This window comes from Enterococcus sp. 3G6_DIV0642 (genome assembly GCF_002140635.1).
Lineage (GTDB): Bacteria > Bacillota > Bacilli > Lactobacillales > Enterococcaceae > Enterococcus_D > Enterococcus_D casseliflavus.
Map to the genome: position 1 here is coordinate 1,778,876 of NZ_NGLH01000001.1, position 16,585 is coordinate 1,795,460.

Genomic DNA, 16,585 nt, shown 5'->3' on the forward strand with positions numbered 1-16,585 from the left:
AATCCTCATTTCTACTGGAATTTTTGCTGGTTCTTTAATCAGTAGGTTAACAAGTATTCTCGATACGCCTGAACAGATGCAGTCAATTCTTCGAATGAATCACTTGGGAACTTTTCTAATAGTTCATTGGCCACCACTGTCGCCACCACACTCTCACAAACAACACTGGCTGCTGGTACAGCGGTGCTATCTGAGCGTTCGACGCTTGCTTTATACGGTTCTTTGCTGTCGATATCCACACTTTGCAACGGCTTGTACAAGGTCGGGATCGGCTTCATAACACCACGAACCACGATTGGTTCACCGTTCGTCATGCCGCCTTCAAACCCGCCAAGGTTGTTGCTGCGACGGGTATAGCCTCGTTGTTCGTCCCATAAAATCTCATCCATGACTTTGGAACCTGGCAAAACACCAGCCTCAAAGCCAACGCCGAACTCAGCACCTTTAAAGGCATTGATGCTGACCACGGCTTGGGCGATTTTCGCATCAAGTTTTTTGTCCCATTGCACGTAACTACCTAAACCAGCAGGAACGCCGCCAACAAGTACTTCCACTACACCGCCGATCGTATCGCCATTTTTCTTCGTTTGATCGATCAGCTGCTTGATTTCTTCTTCGACTGACGGATCTAACACCCTTACTTCTGAAGCTTCAGAGCGTTCTGCGATTTCTTTGACGGTCAACCCTTCAGGAATTTCCGCTTTGATGCCGCCTAACATTGTTACATGACCTGCCACATCGATGCCAAGCTCCTTTAAAATTTTCTTCGCGATTGCTCCGATGGCTACCCGCATAGTCGTTTCCCGGGCAGATGAACGTTCCAAGACGTTTCGTAAATCTTGATGATGGTATTTCATGCCGCCGACTAAGTCAGCATGACCAGGTCTTGGTCGTGCCACTCGTCTTAGTTTGCGGTCTTTTTCTGGTACCTCTTCGATCGCCATGACCTTGGTCCAGTTTTTCCAATCTTTGTTCTCAACCACTAAAGTCACAGGAGAGCCTAGTGTTTTTCCATGACGGATACCCGAAGTGATACGGACTTGGTCTTTTTCAATCAGCATCCGTCCCCCACGGCCATAGCCGGTTTGTCGTCTCGCTAATTCAAAATTAATGTCTTCTGCTGTTAATGGCAATCCTGCCGGTAAACCTTCGATAATGGCGGTCAACTCTGGTCCATGTGATTCGCCTGCTGTAATATAACGCATGATCCGTTACCTTCCTTTCTTATAATAGGTAGTCTTTGATTTTTTCAGTCGGGATCGTCACGATTTTCGCCTGTCCGATCGCTTCTAATAGAATAATCTTCAATTGTTGCCCGCGGGCTTTTTTATCATGAGTGATTGCTTGGTATAATTGCTCTTTATCTATTTCACTTGGTGTGATCGGCAAATGAAACTTCTCAACCATTTCTGTAAGCTGCTGGGTCGTACCTTTTGGTGTTAATCCGATGGCTTCTGCATGACGGGTGATCATGATCATCCCCATTGCAACCCCTTCGCCATGACTGGTGTCAAACGCGGCTGTTCTTTCTAAGCCATGCCCGATCGTATGACCGAAGTTCAGTGTCAGACGACTGCCATGATCAAAAGGATCTTCTTCTACTACTTTTTGTTTTACCTTTAAAGAAGCAGTGATTACTTTCTCAGCATGTGCCAAAAGATCGACTTCATCTTTCAAACCTGCTAACGTTTGCCAAAGCTCAGGATCTGCAATAGCGGCTGACTTGATGATTTCAGCAATGCCTTCTTGGACGCGTTTGAGGGGCAAACTTGTAAGTAAATCTGGATCGATCATCACACCGGCTGGTTGTGCAAATGTCCCGACGAGATTCTTGGCACTGCCAGTATTTACAGCTGTTTTTCCGCCGATACTTGAATCGACCTGTGCCAATAACGTCGTTGGAATCTGCAAGAAATCAATGCCGCGCATATAAGTAGAAGCAACAAATCCTCCAAGATCACCAATCACACCGCCACCAAGGGCAATGATCCCATCGCTTCTGGTCATTCCGAGTTGGGCAAGACCATCATATAAATTAGCTGCTTGCTCTAGTGATTTGCTTTTTTCGCCAGCTGGTACGACTAACAGTGTTGCCTCAAACCCTGCAGCGGTTAAGGAATCGACGATTTGTCCGCCATACAGGGGTGCGACGTTGCTGTCTGTAATGACGGCAATACGCTGTTTGTCCCACAACTGTTGCACCCAGGTTCCGACTTTTTGAAACGCCCCTCGTTTGATGAGGATATCATAGGAATGTTCTTCTAAATGAATGTGTAACATTGATTTTTGCACCTCTTTTATTGGTTGTCTTGACGCTTAGTCTTGCAACGCTTTGATTTCTTTCATCGCTTTTTCCATGATATGGACTTCTTTCATCATGTTCATGTACGTTTTTTCATTAAGTGATTGAGGACCATCAGACCAAGCATTGGCTGGATCTGGATGGATCTCAACGATCATCCCATCGGCGCCAGCAGCAACACCCGCTCTAGCCATAGGCGGTACGAGATCCCAGATACCTGTTCCATGACTAGGATCAACGATGATTGGGAAGTGGCTCAGTTTTTTGATGATTGGTACCGCACTTAGATCAAAGGTATTACGGGTTGCTGTTTCGTAAGTTCGGATCCCACGTTCAATGAAAATCACTTCACTTTTATCTTGAACGGCGATGTATTCCGCTGCATTCAACCATTCGTCGATCGTGCCAGAGATGCCTCGTTTAAGGCCAATTGGTTTCCCAGTTTTCCCAACGGCAGCTAGCAATTTGAAGTTTTGCATGTTCCGAGCACCAATCTGCAAAATGTCACTGTATTCCGCAACCATATCGATATGTCCTTCGTCCATGACTTCTGTGATGACTTTCATGCCCGTTTCATCCGCTGCTTGACGAATGTATTTTAGCCCTTCTTCTTCCAGCCCTTGGAATGCGTATGGCGACGTGCGTGGTTTGAAGGCACCACCACGTAAGATTTGTGCACCACCAGCTTTAGCGATTCGGGCACATTCACGAATTTGGTCTAAGCCTTCAATCGAACATGGACCAGCCATCGTAACAAAGTTGCCGTCACCGATTTTCACGCCATCTACATCCACAACCGTATCTTGCGGATGGAACTCACGAGAGGTCAATTTGTAGGTGTTTGAGATCCGAATGGCATCTTCGACACCCTCGTAGCTGCGAAAAGCAACATCTTGGATGCGGCGGGTATCCCCTTTTAAGCCGATAACGACCTGTTCTTTTCCTTGGTTGACTTGAACATCTAAGCCTTCTTTTTTGATTCTTGTTACAACAACTTCAACTTGTTCTGGCGTAGCGCCTGGTTTCATAATTACGATCATTTTTTCTTCCTACTTTCGTTTTTTTCTGTTTTTTATTTTTTACATGGATTCGATGAGTGCTTTGACTTTTTCAACAGGCATCGCTTTGCCAGTCCAAAGTTCAAATGCGGCTGCACCTTGATAGAGTAGCATGCTTAAGCCGTTTGCAGTTTTGGCGCCGACTGCTTTCGCATCTTTCAAAAGCTGCGTTTCTCTTGGATTATAGATGACATCATAGACAGCTAATGATTCCCGCAGGAGTGTTTTATCTTTCAGAGGACTTTCGGTATCATTTGGTTTCATTCCCACGCCCGTGGCATTTACCAATAAGCTGCTTTGATCGATGGCTGTTTTTAAAGCCATCTGATCTTCTAAGTCGGTTAAGGTAATTTCACAAGCTGTTTTTTGTGCAATCTGTGTTAATTTTTCTTGGATGATTGGATAAAACTCATCCTTGCGGTTAAAGACATGGATCGTTTTGACGCCGTCTAGTGCGGCTTGGCTAATGATCGCTGTCGCCGCTCCACCAGCTCCAATCACCGTCATGGTGTCGCCAAGGATGGATACTTGAATGTCCTCAAGAGCTCGCATAAAGCCGATGCCGTCTGTATTGTGCCCAATCAAGCGTCCTTCTTGATTGACGATCGTATTGATTGCGCCGATCAACTCGGCTGCTGGTGAACATTCATCCATCAGCGCTACAGCCGCCATTTTATGAGGCATCGATAAATTGACACCTAAGAGGTCCAACTGACGGATGCTTTGGATACTAGCGGCTAAATCATCCGGCTCAACATCAAAGGCCAGATACACGGCGTCGATCCCTTGTTCTTCAAAAGAAAGATTGTGCATCGCTGGAGAGATGCTGTGTTTGGCTGGTTTGGCAAATAGTGCCGCCAACCGTGTGTGTCCGGTTATCATTTGTTTCATCTGGTTCATTCCTTTCAACAAAAAAAGATGTCCACCGTAAATTTAAGAATCTACAGTGAACACCTTCAAACATTACATAACGACAGAGCCGATATGTGAATATAAAAAATAGCCACTATAGATTTTACGATCTACGTGGCTGCGAATTCATTACGAAATGCTCTAGCCATCATAGATACAAACTTAGCGTTTGTACCCATGCCTTCATGAATACAAACCTATCTAAAATAGCTAAAGTAATATTTATTCAGTTGTGTGGGGTTCGTTAGCAATAATTTTTGCATAGTCGTTCGCTCCAAACTGATGTAAGATTGACCTAAGTATAGGTTTAACTTTGAAAGATGTCAATGATTTTTTCTTATTTTTTTCATTTATTTGATTGTTTTTTTTGAAAACACTGTTCTATCAAGGGTTTATAAGTCATCCTCAAAGAACAATAATAGTTCAGGTAAGCTTAATTGCGCTTTTTCCTCTGCTGAAAGATCTTTGACGATCTCCCCTTTTCTGAGCAGGATCAAGCGGTCTCCGTATTTTAATGCATCTTCCATCCGATGGGTGATCATTAGACAGGTCAGGTTTTGTTCTTCCACGCGTTTTGCAGTGATTTGCATCAGCTGTTTGGAGGTCTTTGGATCTAACGCAGCCGTATGTTCATCTAGCAACAACAGTTTTGGAGTTTGGATCGTTGCCATCAATAAACTTAGTGCCTGTCGTTGACCACCAGATAAACTGCCCGTTGGCGTATCCAAATGATTTTCCAACCCGTTGCCGATTTCTTTACAAAGTGCAAAGAACATTTCCCTTTGTCCTTGGAGTTGTCGAAGACCAAGTGACCGTTTTTGCCCTCTTTTTTGGGCTAACAGCAGATTTTCTGCCACTGTCATACGGGGAGCAGTGCCCATTTTCGGATCTTGGAAAACCCGCGCCAAAAAGCGTGCGCGTTTTTCTTCCGAAAGTGTAGTCACATTTTGATCATCGATCATCACTTGCCCACTCGTCAAGGGCATGGTGCCTGAGATGCAGTTGAATAACGTGCTTTTGCCGGCGCCGTTTCCTCCAACGACCGTGACAAATTCTCCTGGCTTTAAAGAAAGATCGATTTTATTCAAGAGTACTTTTTTCTCATTTGGTCCGTTGCCGACAACTTTAAAGGCTTTTTTTAAGGCTAACATTATTCGTCCTCCGTTTCAAAACCAGTGCGTAGATGCAAGGCTTGTTTAAATTGAGGGATCAACAAGCAGATCGTCAAGACGATTGCAGAGAAGATCTTCAAGTAGGTCGTATCAAATCCAGCTTTGATCACAAATAGGATCAATAATTGGTAAATAATGCTGCCAATCACAATAGCGATCAAACGTTCCAGCAAGGTCAGTTCCCCGTATAACACTTCACCAATGATGATTGACGCCAGTCCGATAACGATCACACCGATACCTTTGCTTATGTCGGCATAGCCGTCATTTTGCGCAATCAATGCGCCTGAGAGTGCGATCACGCCATTGGAGACGATCAATCCAATGATTTTCATTCGATCGGTATTGATCCCCATCGATTTTGCCATATGCTCATTATCACCTGTAGCGATGTAAGCTTGACCCAAATTTGTATGGAAAAAGTAAACCAAGACGCCCCCGATCAACAAGACCATGATCAATCCAATGATCACCGTATCATAATAATTCGGTAAATTCATTCTAGTAAAAAAATCTTGAATTTTCGGTTGGTTTAATAAAGAGAGGTTGGGTGAGCGCATCACAAACAGCATGACCGAGTTCAATGAAGACATCACCAAGATTCCAGCTAAAATCACGGGAATTTTGCCTTTTGTATAAAGAAGTCCTGTCACACAGCCCGCACACATCCCAGCCAATACTCCTAAACAAGTCGCTAAGACGGGCGACACCCCATGGGTGATCGCTGTCACACAGACAGCACCGCCTAACGGAAAGGACCCTTCCGTCGTCATATCCGGGAAATTTAAAATTCGATAGGTCATAAAAATCCCTAATCCCAGGATTCCCCAAAGTAGTCCTTGCCCTATTGCTGAAACAATCATCATTCTTCCTCCATATTCTTACAAGTTTTCTCTTTCAAGACCCTCTCGATGATCGCAGGTGGTCGCTGTTCTTGGTTGTTACTCGTCACTTGCTTCGCTTTCTGGCGTCGTTGTAATCAGTTTCGCCTCGTCTTTGAGGTTTTCTGGGATAGTGATGCCCAATAACTGCGCCTGAGTTTCATTGATGATCGTTTCGCCATCGCTGAATGTATAGATCGGTGTTGTCGCAGGTTCTGCTGTCCCATCAAGAATTGCTGCCACCATCTTCCCAGTTTCCACGCCTATCGTAAATTGATCTTGTCCGACCGTTGCCAAACCGCCTTGTTCCACCATCGTGTCTACGGAAGTAATGATTGGTGTTTTTGATTTATTGGCTTCTTGAACTACGGTCTGCATAGCATTTGCGATCGTATTGTCTAACGGAATATAGATAAAATCGACTTCCCGTGCCATCACTTGGACCATTTGCGCAATTTCATTACTTGAAGGAACGGCATACGATTTGCTGGTCAAGCCATTTTCTTCGGCAGCAGCTTCTGCTTCTGCCACTTGGTATTTCGAATTGTCTTCGGTCGAAGAATACAAAATACCGACTGTTTTTGCCTCTGGCAGCAAATCTTTTGCTAGTTTGATTTGTGCAGCAACTGGTGCTTTATCGGAAACACCAGTGATATTGCCGCCGGGTTGATCCATATCTGCCACCAGATTTGCCCCAACTGGATCAGTGACCGCTCCTAAAACGATCGGTACATCCTGAGTGACATTCGCCAACGCTTGTGCTGCGGGTGTTGCTACCCCAACCAAAACGTCGGCATCTTTATTTAGCAGCTGCTGACTCATCGTTGCCAATTTGCTTTGATCCGCTTGACCGTTCTGGAATTCGATCGTCAAGTTGTCCCCTTCGGTATAGCCTGATTCTTTAAGGCCTTCTTTGATCCCCTCGGTGATCGCATCCAGTGCTTCATGACTGACAAATTGTAGGATCCCGACTGTTTTTTCAGCTTTTTCTACTGGTTCCGAAGTCTCACTAGCTTGATTGGTCCCACTTCTCATTCCTAACTGATAGACAAATGTCGCTCCTAAAAATAATAAAATAACGGCAACCGATGCAATTAATCCCTTGTTTTTCATTTTTCATTCTCCTTTTTCTGCTTACGTTTTTCGTGTTTTTCATTTTATGGTTTTTGAGAACAAAAAAAGCAACTGCCTATGTGACGGCAATTGCAAGTAAGCAAAAGCCGCATAGAAGCTTGTCCTATGCGGCGATAAATTCAACTACCAGCATAGATACAGCACTTTAGAAGGTTCTCTAAAAAGTTGTATCTATGGAATGAGGTCCCATCAATACAACTATCTACGCCAGTTTTGCCATGATTTCACTTGCAATGGAATAAATAGTTTCATGATTGTTCCTCCTTCTCAACTTGTTTTCTTTCTTGATTGAATTCAGTTTAGCTTATTGATAAAAAAACGTCAACAATTTTCTGTCAAATTGTCAGATTTTTTTATCGATCATTGGCCGAAGAACGAATCGTCCACATCGGTAAACGATTCAATTCTGGGATGAATTCCGTCGTTGGCTGCTCAAATGAATCAAAGGTAAAGCGATTTTTCTCAACCCCTTCTTCATAAAAAACAAACGTCACTTTATCAGGGTCAACGCTGTATTCATTGGAGAAAAAAGCCGCATCATAGACGATTGGATAATAAAAAAATGTCCGATTCAGCTCATCTTCTTGCGCTTGGATCAGATCAAATACTTGATCGAGTTGAGGTCCGTTGGGCTTACTAAACATCACCGAGATCGCTCGTGTTTCACGAATCGTCTTGTCTGCAGTCAGATAAGGCAATGGCTGTACTTTTTCTGACGGCAGCTTGTCAAAAGCGATCCGATCCACTAAAGAAGCATTGATACGATTTTGAGAAAAGACGATCAAACCTGCGAAGACCAGTGCGAAAAGAATTCCCCCGATCAGCGTGAAAATCGTTTTTTTCTGATCTCGATAAAGATCATCTAAAAAAGCTTGCCAGCTTTCAACTATTTTTTCTTTCGTGTAATGAACAAAGTTCCTAACTTGTTCCATAATTTGCCCACCTTTTTTTAAAATCCTACTATTAATTCATACTATCAATTCCCTTCTAGAACGTCAAGAAACTTCACATTTCTACGATTATTCGGTAAGATAAAAGAAAACGGTAAAGGAGTCATTATGCATAATCTAGCTGATTCATTGATGTCTGGAGCCAATCCAATCTTCGATTTCATCGTTGTCTGTTTGAACTTTCTCTCCATTTTTGTCATCGTTTGGGGTGTATTGATCGCAGGCATTGACTTTGTGCGCTACGAATTAACAGAAAAGGATCGATTGGTGGCAGCCAGAGAGAATAATTTTATCCGCAATTATTTAGGGAGCTATGTTTTATTAGGTCTGGAGATCTTGATTGCAGCAGATATTATTGAGACGATCATCCACCCTACTTTCGAAGACATCGTCCGTCTAGCTGCCGTCGTTATTATTCGGACAGTCATCTCTTATTTCTTGAATAAGGAAATCGAGCGTGCACTGCAAACCACCGATCACCAACCTACCAAGAAAAAGGAAAGCTAGCTGCCATGGCTTTTCTTTGGATTCTTCGGTATAATAGATAGGAATATTTGACATTGGAAGGATCAATCCCTCAGTCAAACTATCCTTAAAAGAAAAGAGGGAAACAATATGTCTTTTGATGGTGTCTTTACCCATTTAATGGTCAAAGAATTACAAGATCAATTAACCAGTGGACGTGTAAACAAAATTCATCAACCTTATGAAAATGAGGTCGTATTTGTGATCCGTTCCCAAGGGAAAAATCACAAACTTTTGCTATCCGCACACCCCACCTATGCTCGTGTACAATGCACAACGATCGCCTATAGCAATCCAGAAACCCCACCGAATTTCTTGATGATGCTACGGAAATATTTAGAAGGGGCGATCTTAGAATCAATCGAACAAATCGACAATGACCGTGTGATCCATTTTCATTTCACGCGACGAAATGAATTAGGTGATTTGCAAGCCCTCGTCTTGATCGTCGAACTAATGGGCCGTCACAGTACGATTTTATTAATGAATAAGACGAGTGGAAAAATCGTCGATACGATCAAACACATTGGTCATTCCCAAAATACGTATCGTACCTTATTGCCAGGTGCTGTCTATGTTGCACCACCAAAGCAATCGACGCTTAATCCTTTCACAGCCTCTCGCACCAAGATTTTTGAAGAATTATCTACTCTTGATCCATTGACGGCAAAAGAACTTCAACAACGATTCCAAGGCTTAGGCCGCGATACAGCAGAAGAATTGATCGCTCGAATCAATGCCAATCCCAATGAAAAACTGCGTCAGTGGGAAGCTTTCTTTACAGAGCTTACCCAGGAGCTAGCACCAAGTTATCTCCAGTCAGAGAAAAAGGAATATTTTACACCAATTCCCTATCCATCATTGATCGATGCGACCACCACTGTCACCCATTATCAGAGTCTGAGCGAGCTTTTAGATGCGTTTTATCACGACAAGGCGGAAAGAGATCGGGTCAAACAACAAGGTGGCGAATTACTAAAGAAGATTGAGAATGAACTGAAACGGAACCAATTGAAGTTAAAGAAACGCCAACAAACGTTGATCGATTCAGAAAACGCCGAAGAATTCCGTCAAAAAGGTGAGCTTTTGACGACCTTTATGAATCAAGTCCCCCGTGGTGCTGCATCAGTTGATTTGGAAAATTACTATGATGAGAATCGACTTTTGACGATCAAACTCGATCCTGCTCTTTCTCCCAATCAAAATGCTCAGAAATATTTTCAACGTTACCAGAAATTAAAAAATGCAGTGAAACTGATCCATCAACAGATTGCCGAAACGAAAGAAGAAATCGCGTATCTCGAATCCGTGTTAGCCCAATTAGAAATAGCCTCTCCCATGGATCTGGCGGTTATTCGGGAAGAACTGATCGCACAAGGCTACGTCAAAAATCGGGCGAAACAGCGTAAAAAAGCTGCTCCTTCGCAACCAGAACGATTTCTTTCTTCAGACGGAACTGAAATTTTCGTCGGAAAAAACAATTTACAAAATGACCAACTGACCTTAAAAACAGCTCGTAAGAGTGATATCTGGCTGCATACCAAAAATATTCCTGGCTCTCATGTCATCATTCGTTCGGATGATCCTAGTGAGACAACCTTAATGGAAGCTGCAGAGCTTGCCGCATATTTCTCAAAATATCGTCAATCTGCCCAAGTACCAGTGGACTACGTGCAAGTCAAACATATTCGGAAACCGAATGGTGCCAAGCCTGGATTCGTCATTTATGAGAATCAAAAAACACTTTTTGTGACACCTGATGAGGGAATTTTGAGATTAAAACAGTCCTAGCTGTTTCTAAGTTTATTCGGATCAAAAAATCATAAAGTAATCAATCAAAAAACCGATCACAAGCGCGTGCCTCTTCGCAGCGCTTGTGATCGGTTTTTATGCTTTTTCGTTCTATCTACTGCTCTTTCAGCAACAATTTTGCTTAGCTTGTATCACAAAAGGCAAGCCTTCTCAGAATTCAGCCATCAACATATCTGCTAGATTCGCTAGAATGGCAATTGAACATCACTTGCAGCTAATAGGCTCTGCTGGCTAATAAATCCCGCCATCCTCCATAGTGACTTTCTTCTCAAAATCAAAATGATACAGCTTTTCCCAGTGATTGATATTCAACGTTCCTTTGGTCAAACGGATCGCTAGAAAACAACAGCCTTTATCATCCTCATTGTTAACTTCGTCGTACCAGACAAAGGCTTTGCGAATTTTGCTTCTTAATTCTGCATTTTTAGGGTCTAGCACCCACCCTAAATTCTCTCCTTGACCGATCGCAGTAAACCATTCACCACTGACAGCAATCGCAACTGCTGAATTCTTACTGATTTGCTTCATTTTGTTTGATTGCTCATGAGTTGACACGTAAAAAACGCCGTCTTCATAAAAAGCATCTACTTCTCGGACGACTGGCTGTGTTTCTCCCTTGTCATTCTCGTTACAAGCAGTCGTGGCAAGGGCGATCACATTGTCTTTAAAATGTCCGAATTTTTCTTCAAGTAGTTTTACTCCTTCTTCAAACTGAGTCATTGTACTGTTCCTCCTTACATCTCACTTCTTTTTTTAAAAGGAATCCATAATTCAACATGAACGACATGATTTTCTCTTTCTTGATAAAGCTCAGGGAAAAAATCCTCAGCAATCCACCCATTCTTCTTTAACCAGAAACGGGTATAGCGCATCGCTTTCCCCATATTGATGATCAGTTGCTCTGAAATCGTATCAAAACTGCAAACAACGTAATCCCGAGCCGGTAGCGTCCATTCACTGAAGGTCGATCCCTGTGAGCAATCACCTACTTGGCCAACAAAGTAACTTGAATGACCTTCTGGCGCATCTCCTGGAAACGAAACACCGATCTGACAGGTGGCTTTTCCCGGTTGATTGGCAATTTTTTGAAGAAATTCATGCCAAATTTCTTCAATCGGGTCGATCCCTGTTCGTTGCCCCAGCATTTTCCCATAGTTGAATGGATAGTAACCGACAATACCATAGAAGACCAGCGGATGCGGATTGCTTTTTTTCTGGATTTCTAAAACAACCCCTTCACTGATCAATGGGATACCCTCTTCCGTCACAATATAGCCTAATGAAAGATCTGGCTTATCAAAGTTTTGTAAGCCAATGGGCTTTCTCTGGTAAAGCGAGGGTGAAATTCTATAGACCGTTTTAAACGTTCTCGAAAAAACGGCATGACTGCTGAAGCCGACTTCAAAAGCGACATCAATGACTCGCTTCTTTTGGTCTTTCAATAAAAGCGCACCTCTTGCCAAACGACGCAGTTTTATATATTCTCTAACAGAAATTTTAACCAAACGAGTGAATAAGCGCTGATAATAAAAAACGGACAATGATGCAACTTGCGCCAACGTTTCGATCTCTAATGGCTCGGTAAGATTGTCTTCAATATAATCGATTGATTTTTGGATTGCATCCCATGCATGCATATGAATTTCCTTTCATTTACTATAAAATAATTCGCTAAAAAAGCTTTACCGTGTCTGCTCTTTTTCAATTAATTTAATTGTGTTTTATTTCACAATAAAACGAATACTTAAAACCTGCTTATTGATTAGTTTAGCATAGCCTTTGTGCTCGATGGCTATGAAAATAAAAAAAGACGAGGATTTTCGTCTTTTTTTCGTTCGTTTTTAAACGATTGTATTGTTAGAAGGTTCCCACTACGTCGGGTTTTATAGGATAATCAGAAGAGAAGTCCGAGAAAAACTACGCAAAAGGGACCATTTTTATAAATCAATAGAAATAAATAGGCCGATCTTTGCGGTCTTGTAATGGGCGATTATTATTTTCTAATACTTCTTCGCGGAATTCTAAAATGAAGCGACGACTCATCTCACCAATCCAGTCAAAGACAAACCAGTTGATTGGCCCTTTCGTTGGCGGGGTCGTCAAGGAACCCACATAATGAAAATGATGAGTGCGCTCTGGCAAGAACATGCTCGGATCAAACCATTGGGTATGGTTCTCAAAGTCCCAGATGCTGTCGTCTTGCTGATTGCAGATCCAGTTGAGTTTATCCGTCAGTTTGAATAAGATACCCACCACCAAGTTTTCTCCGTCCTCATTCATATGAACGAGGTGAAACTCTAACTCTTGCTGCTCGTCATCGATAATGTGTTCAGACGGCATGTGAAAATGAATATCCGTCAAATAGTAGTTGATCCCTTTAAATGTGACATAGCTTTCTTTGTTATAAGGAACGAAGTGAATCGTATTTTTGAATTCTTTTTCCGTGAACCGCTCTCGTTTATAGTGAAAAGCCAAGTCCTGATCGATGGGTTCTTCGGTCTCATCGTGGACTAAAGCGATTGGGGATTGGTAAGGAAATTCGGCACCTTGTGCATACCAGTCGCACAAAGTGTGCCAATGTTCAGGTCCATTGTCTCCAGAATAACTCCAGGGAACGTCCATATTTCTTTTCAAAAAAAACAGCCTCCTAATTCAAGTTGACAGCAAGGTATAGCCCTTCCTATCAAAAAACTTTCTCCCAATGCTATCAGAAAATAGGTAAAAATAAAACGAATATGCTTGGTCATTCCCTCACATATCCGTTTCTTATTTCAATTCCTTATTCACTCAACCAGGCAGCAGGATCTTTACGCCACTCTTGTAACAGGGCAACATCAGACTCTTGAATAGCACCCGTTTCTAAAGCCGACTCAATCAACGCTGTATAGTTTGTCAAAGTCACATAGGATAAACCTGCTTGATCAAAATTTTCTTGGACTTGAGGCAGCTCGTAAGTAAAGATCGCAGCGACGCCTAATACATCGGCTCCTTCTCTTTTGGCTGCTTCACAAGCTTCTAAGACACTGCCACCTGTTGACAATAAATCTTCAATGACGACCATTTTTTGATTTGGTTTAATACGCCCTTCAATTTGATTGCCTTTACCGTGTTCTTTTGCTTTGCTGCGAATATAAACCATTGGCAAATCTAACAATTCAGCGACCCATGCAGCATGGGGAATCCCAGCTGTTGCGGTCCCTGCAATCACTTCTGCTTCTGGGTAAGTCGTTTTGATGACTGCAGCTAAGCCTTTCGCAATGGCGCGACGTACATGTGGATAACTCATAGTGATTCGATTGTCGCAGTAAATAGGGCTTTTGATGCCGCTTGCCCAAGTAAATGGTTCATTCGGTCGTAAGAAAATCGCCTCGATGTCTAAAAGATCTTTGGCAATTTGATTGGATTGTTCTTTCATTGGCTATCTTCCTTCCATTCTTGTTTTATTTGCAGATAACTTTCATACGGTGCCTTAGATTGGGTGATTGGACGTCCCACAACGATCATGGTAGCCCCTGCTTTACGAGCTTGTGCAGGTGTCATGATCCGTTTTTGATCACCAACTTCACTGCCAGCTGGTCGGATACCAGGCGTCAAGCGGATGAAGGCATCCGTTGTCCTTTGTTTGATCTGCTTTGCTTCGTGAGCGGAGCAAACAACACCGTCTAACCCAGCTTTTTGGGCACAAGTGGCGTAATGGATGACACTTTCTTGCAGTGACGTCATGATCTGCTGATCATGATGCATTTGTGCCTCACTAGTGGAGGTCAATTGGGTAACTGCAATCAAATCAGGAACTTTGTGTCCTGCGGGGGTTCCTTTTTGTAGGCCTATTTTTGCAGCAGTCATCATTTCGATCCCGCCGGCTGCATGAACATTCGTCAAAGCAACTCCTAACGAAGCTAAGCGTTCCATTGCTCGTCCTACTGTATTGGGAATATCATGTAGTTTTAAATCTAAAAAGATATCATGGCCACAGTCTTTTAACCAAGTAACGATCGCTGGTCCTTCTTGGTAGAAAATCTCCATTCCCACTTTCACAAACAACTTTTCCTCTATAGGAAATTGCGCTAAAAAAGTTTCAATAGCCTGTTTGTTAGGAAAATCTAAGGCAATAATTGGCCGTTCACTCATCACATGTGCTCCTCTCTCACTTCTTTTATCAGCTGTTCCAAAGAAGGGATCCCTAATTCTGCCATTCGGATAGGCAATTCTTCAATCAACTTTGGGCAAATGTAAGGATCGGTAAAGTTTGCGGTTCCGACTGCAACAGCACTAGCACCTGCCAGATACATTTCAAGGACATCATCCACTGACATCACGCCCCCCATGCCAATAATTGGTAATTGAGAAACTTGCGCCACTTGTTTGATCAGGCGAATCGCCACTGGTTTGATTGACGGACCAGACAAGCCCCCCGTTTGGTTAGCTAAAATTGGTTTCCGTGTTTTTAGATCGATCCGCATGCCTAAAAGTGTATTGATCATCGTAAACCCGTCGGCGCCGCCTGCTTCGATCGCTTGCGCAATTGGGACGATATCCGTCACATTCGGCGAAAGTTTGACATAGATCGGCACTTGCGAGACTTTTTTGACCGCTTCAGTCAATGCACCAGCAACCGCAGGATCGGTTCCGAACGTGATGCCGCCATGCTTGACGTTCGGGCAAGAGATATTCAATTCGATCGCTTTGACATTTTCTGCCTGACTGATTTCCTGACACACAAGAACATAATCTTCGACGGTCGAACCAGCAACATTCGCGATGATTGGCAAATCGGGGTGTTTTTGAGCTAAGTCGGGTAAAATTTGATTCATGACCGCTTCTAACCCAGGATTTTGCAACCCGATGGCATTCAACATACCGCTAGGCGTTTCTGCTACCCTTGGGGTCGGATTGCCGAAACGCGGTTCAGGTGTGGTCGCTTTGATCATCACCGCACCTAATTGACTGATGTCATAATATTTATCATATTCTGCACCAAACCCAAAACAGCCGCTGGCAGGCATGATCGGATTTTTCAGGCTCAATCCGGGTAGCTCGACATTGATCGACATTAAATGACCACCTTTCTCGCCTGAAATACAGGCCCTTCGTCACAAACTTTGACACTTTTTGTGCCTTGTTCATCATCTTTCGTATGGCAAACACAGGCATAACAGGCACCCATCCCGCAAGCCATTCGCGCCTCCATTGATAATTGAACATCTGGAAGGTCTTCGAAAAGCTGGGCGGTGGTTTTTAAAAGACCGTTATTTCCGCAAGCAAAGACCGCCGCAGGTGTTTGCTCTGCAGCTAATAACAGGTTGCCAACATTTCCTTGTAAACCCGCGCTGCCATCATCGGTAGCGATCCTCGTATCTCCCAGTGCGCGAAATTCCTCTTCATAATACATGACGTCTTTGCTGGCAAAGCCCAAAAAGTGAATGACGTGGACGCCTTGTTGCGTCAGGCGTTTCGATAATTCATAGAGCGGCGGTACACCGATACCGCCACCGACGATAAATGCAGTGTCCCCCTGGTTTAAATGATGATAGCGAAACCCATTTCCTAACGGCCCCATCACATCGATTGGATCACCAACAGTCATTTCTGAAAAAATTCTTGTGCCATCTCCTTCGACCCGATAAATGATTCGGCATTCTTTTTTCTCAGCATCAATATGATTGATACTGATCGGTCGGCGAAGAAGAAAGGCATTTTGAGGAACCCGCAGGTGTAGAAATTGCCCTGGGGTCCTCATCTCATTGACTAATTCACCCGTCAATGTCATTTCAAAAATCCGCGGTGCCAGTTGACGCTGTTTGCTGATGGTCATGATTTCTTGCTTCATCAAAAAACT

17 protein-coding genes are annotated in these 16,585 nt (G+C 43.3%); 2 read left to right on the forward strand and 15 right to left on the reverse strand.

Annotated elements, in window-relative coordinates; all coding sequences use genetic code 11:
* Positions 1-38: 38 nt before the first annotated feature.
* The 8 genes from aroC to A5878_RS08545 form a co-directional block, all read right to left on the reverse strand.
* A complete protein-coding gene (aroC, locus tag A5878_RS08505; RefSeq protein WP_077453377.1) occupies positions 39-1,205 on the reverse strand; it encodes a chorismate synthase in 1,167 nt (388 codons plus the stop codon).
* A gap of 19 nt (positions 1,206-1,224) precedes the next feature.
* Positions 1,225-2,280, reverse strand: coding sequence for a 3-dehydroquinate synthase (aroB, locus tag A5878_RS08510; RefSeq protein WP_015509713.1), 1,056 nt, complete (start codon positions 2,278-2,280; stop codon positions 1,225-1,227).
* A 36-nt stretch (positions 2,281-2,316) separates the two neighbouring features.
* Entirely contained in the window at positions 2,317-3,342 is a 1,026-nt protein-coding gene (gene aroF / locus A5878_RS08515; RefSeq protein WP_005226100.1) for a 3-deoxy-7-phosphoheptulonate synthase, read from the reverse strand.
* A gap of 39 nt (positions 3,343-3,381) precedes the next feature.
* A complete protein-coding gene (locus tag A5878_RS08520) occupies positions 3,382-4,251 on the reverse strand; it encodes a shikimate dehydrogenase (protein WP_167827274.1) in 870 nt (289 codons plus the stop codon).
* Between the two features lie 413 nt (positions 4,252-4,664).
* Positions 4,665-5,423, reverse strand: coding sequence for an ABC transporter ATP-binding protein (locus tag A5878_RS08525; protein ID WP_005226102.1), 759 nt, complete (start codon positions 5,421-5,423; stop codon positions 4,665-4,667).
* The gene (locus tag A5878_RS08530) at positions 5,423-6,307 is read right to left on the reverse strand and encodes an ABC transporter permease (RefSeq protein WP_010748362.1); all 885 of its coding nucleotides are present in this window, start codon (positions 6,305-6,307) and stop codon (positions 5,423-5,425) included. Before A5878_RS08530 ends, A5878_RS08525 begins: the two co-directional genes overlap by 1 nt.
* A gap of 78 nt (positions 6,308-6,385) precedes the next feature.
* Positions 6,386-7,438, reverse strand: a complete 1,053-nt coding sequence (gene trpX, locus A5878_RS08535) for a tryptophan ABC transporter substrate-binding protein (RefSeq protein ID WP_010748363.1) — start codon at positions 7,436-7,438, stop codon at positions 6,386-6,388.
* A gap of 374 nt (positions 7,439-7,812) precedes the next feature.
* Complete coding sequence (locus tag A5878_RS08545) at positions 7,813-8,391, reverse strand: hypothetical protein (RefSeq protein WP_010748364.1); 579 nt, start codon at positions 8,389-8,391, stop codon at positions 7,813-7,815.
* Between the two features lie 126 nt (positions 8,392-8,517).
* On the opposite strand from A5878_RS08545, the gene A5878_RS08550 reads away from it, so the two are divergent.
* Both A5878_RS08550 and efbA read left to right on the forward strand, forming a co-directional pair.
* Positions 8,518-8,916, forward strand: coding sequence for a DUF1622 domain-containing protein (locus A5878_RS08550; protein ID WP_010748365.1), 399 nt, complete (start codon positions 8,518-8,520; stop codon positions 8,914-8,916).
* 108 nt (positions 8,917-9,024) lie between these two features.
* The gene (gene efbA, locus A5878_RS08555; protein ID WP_086295409.1) at positions 9,025-10,725 is read left to right on the forward strand and encodes a fibronectin-binding protein EfbA; all 1,701 of its coding nucleotides are present in this window, start codon (positions 9,025-9,027) and stop codon (positions 10,723-10,725) included.
* Positions 10,726-10,977: 252 nt separating this feature from the next.
* On the opposite strand, the gene A5878_RS08560 is transcribed toward efbA, so the two are convergent.
* The 7 genes from A5878_RS08560 to A5878_RS08590 form a co-directional block, all read right to left on the reverse strand.
* Complete coding sequence (locus tag A5878_RS08560; protein ID WP_060791939.1) at positions 10,978-11,466, reverse strand: pyridoxamine 5'-phosphate oxidase family protein; 489 nt, start codon at positions 11,464-11,466, stop codon at positions 10,978-10,980.
* Between the two features lie 14 nt (positions 11,467-11,480).
* Positions 11,481-12,383 carry an AraC family transcriptional regulator gene (locus A5878_RS08565; protein ID WP_086295411.1) on the reverse strand — a complete coding sequence of 301 codons (903 nt, stop codon included), beginning with the start codon at positions 12,381-12,383 and terminating at the stop codon, positions 11,481-11,483.
* A 307-nt stretch (positions 12,384-12,690) separates the two neighbouring features.
* Entirely contained in the window at positions 12,691-13,368 is a 678-nt protein-coding gene (locus tag A5878_RS08570; RefSeq protein ID WP_074535795.1) for a carbonic anhydrase family protein, read from the reverse strand.
* 157 nt (positions 13,369-13,525) lie between these two features.
* A complete protein-coding gene (gene pyrE, locus A5878_RS08575; protein ID WP_074535794.1) occupies positions 13,526-14,161 on the reverse strand; it encodes an orotate phosphoribosyltransferase in 636 nt (211 codons plus the stop codon).
* Positions 14,158-14,877, reverse strand: a complete 720-nt coding sequence (gene pyrF, locus A5878_RS08580) for an orotidine-5'-phosphate decarboxylase (protein ID WP_074535792.1) — start codon at positions 14,875-14,877, stop codon at positions 14,158-14,160. Before pyrF ends, pyrE begins: the two co-directional genes overlap by 4 nt.
* Positions 14,877-15,800: a dihydroorotate dehydrogenase gene (locus A5878_RS08585; RefSeq protein ID WP_005226113.1), complete on the reverse strand. Its 924-nt coding sequence runs from the start codon at positions 15,798-15,800 to the stop codon at positions 14,877-14,879. Before A5878_RS08585 ends, pyrF begins: the two co-directional genes overlap by 1 nt.
* Positions 15,800-16,576, reverse strand: a complete 777-nt coding sequence (locus tag A5878_RS08590; protein WP_005226114.1) for a dihydroorotate dehydrogenase electron transfer subunit — start codon at positions 16,574-16,576, stop codon at positions 15,800-15,802. Before A5878_RS08590 ends, A5878_RS08585 begins: the two co-directional genes overlap by 1 nt.
* Positions 16,577-16,585 lie beyond the last annotated feature (9 nt).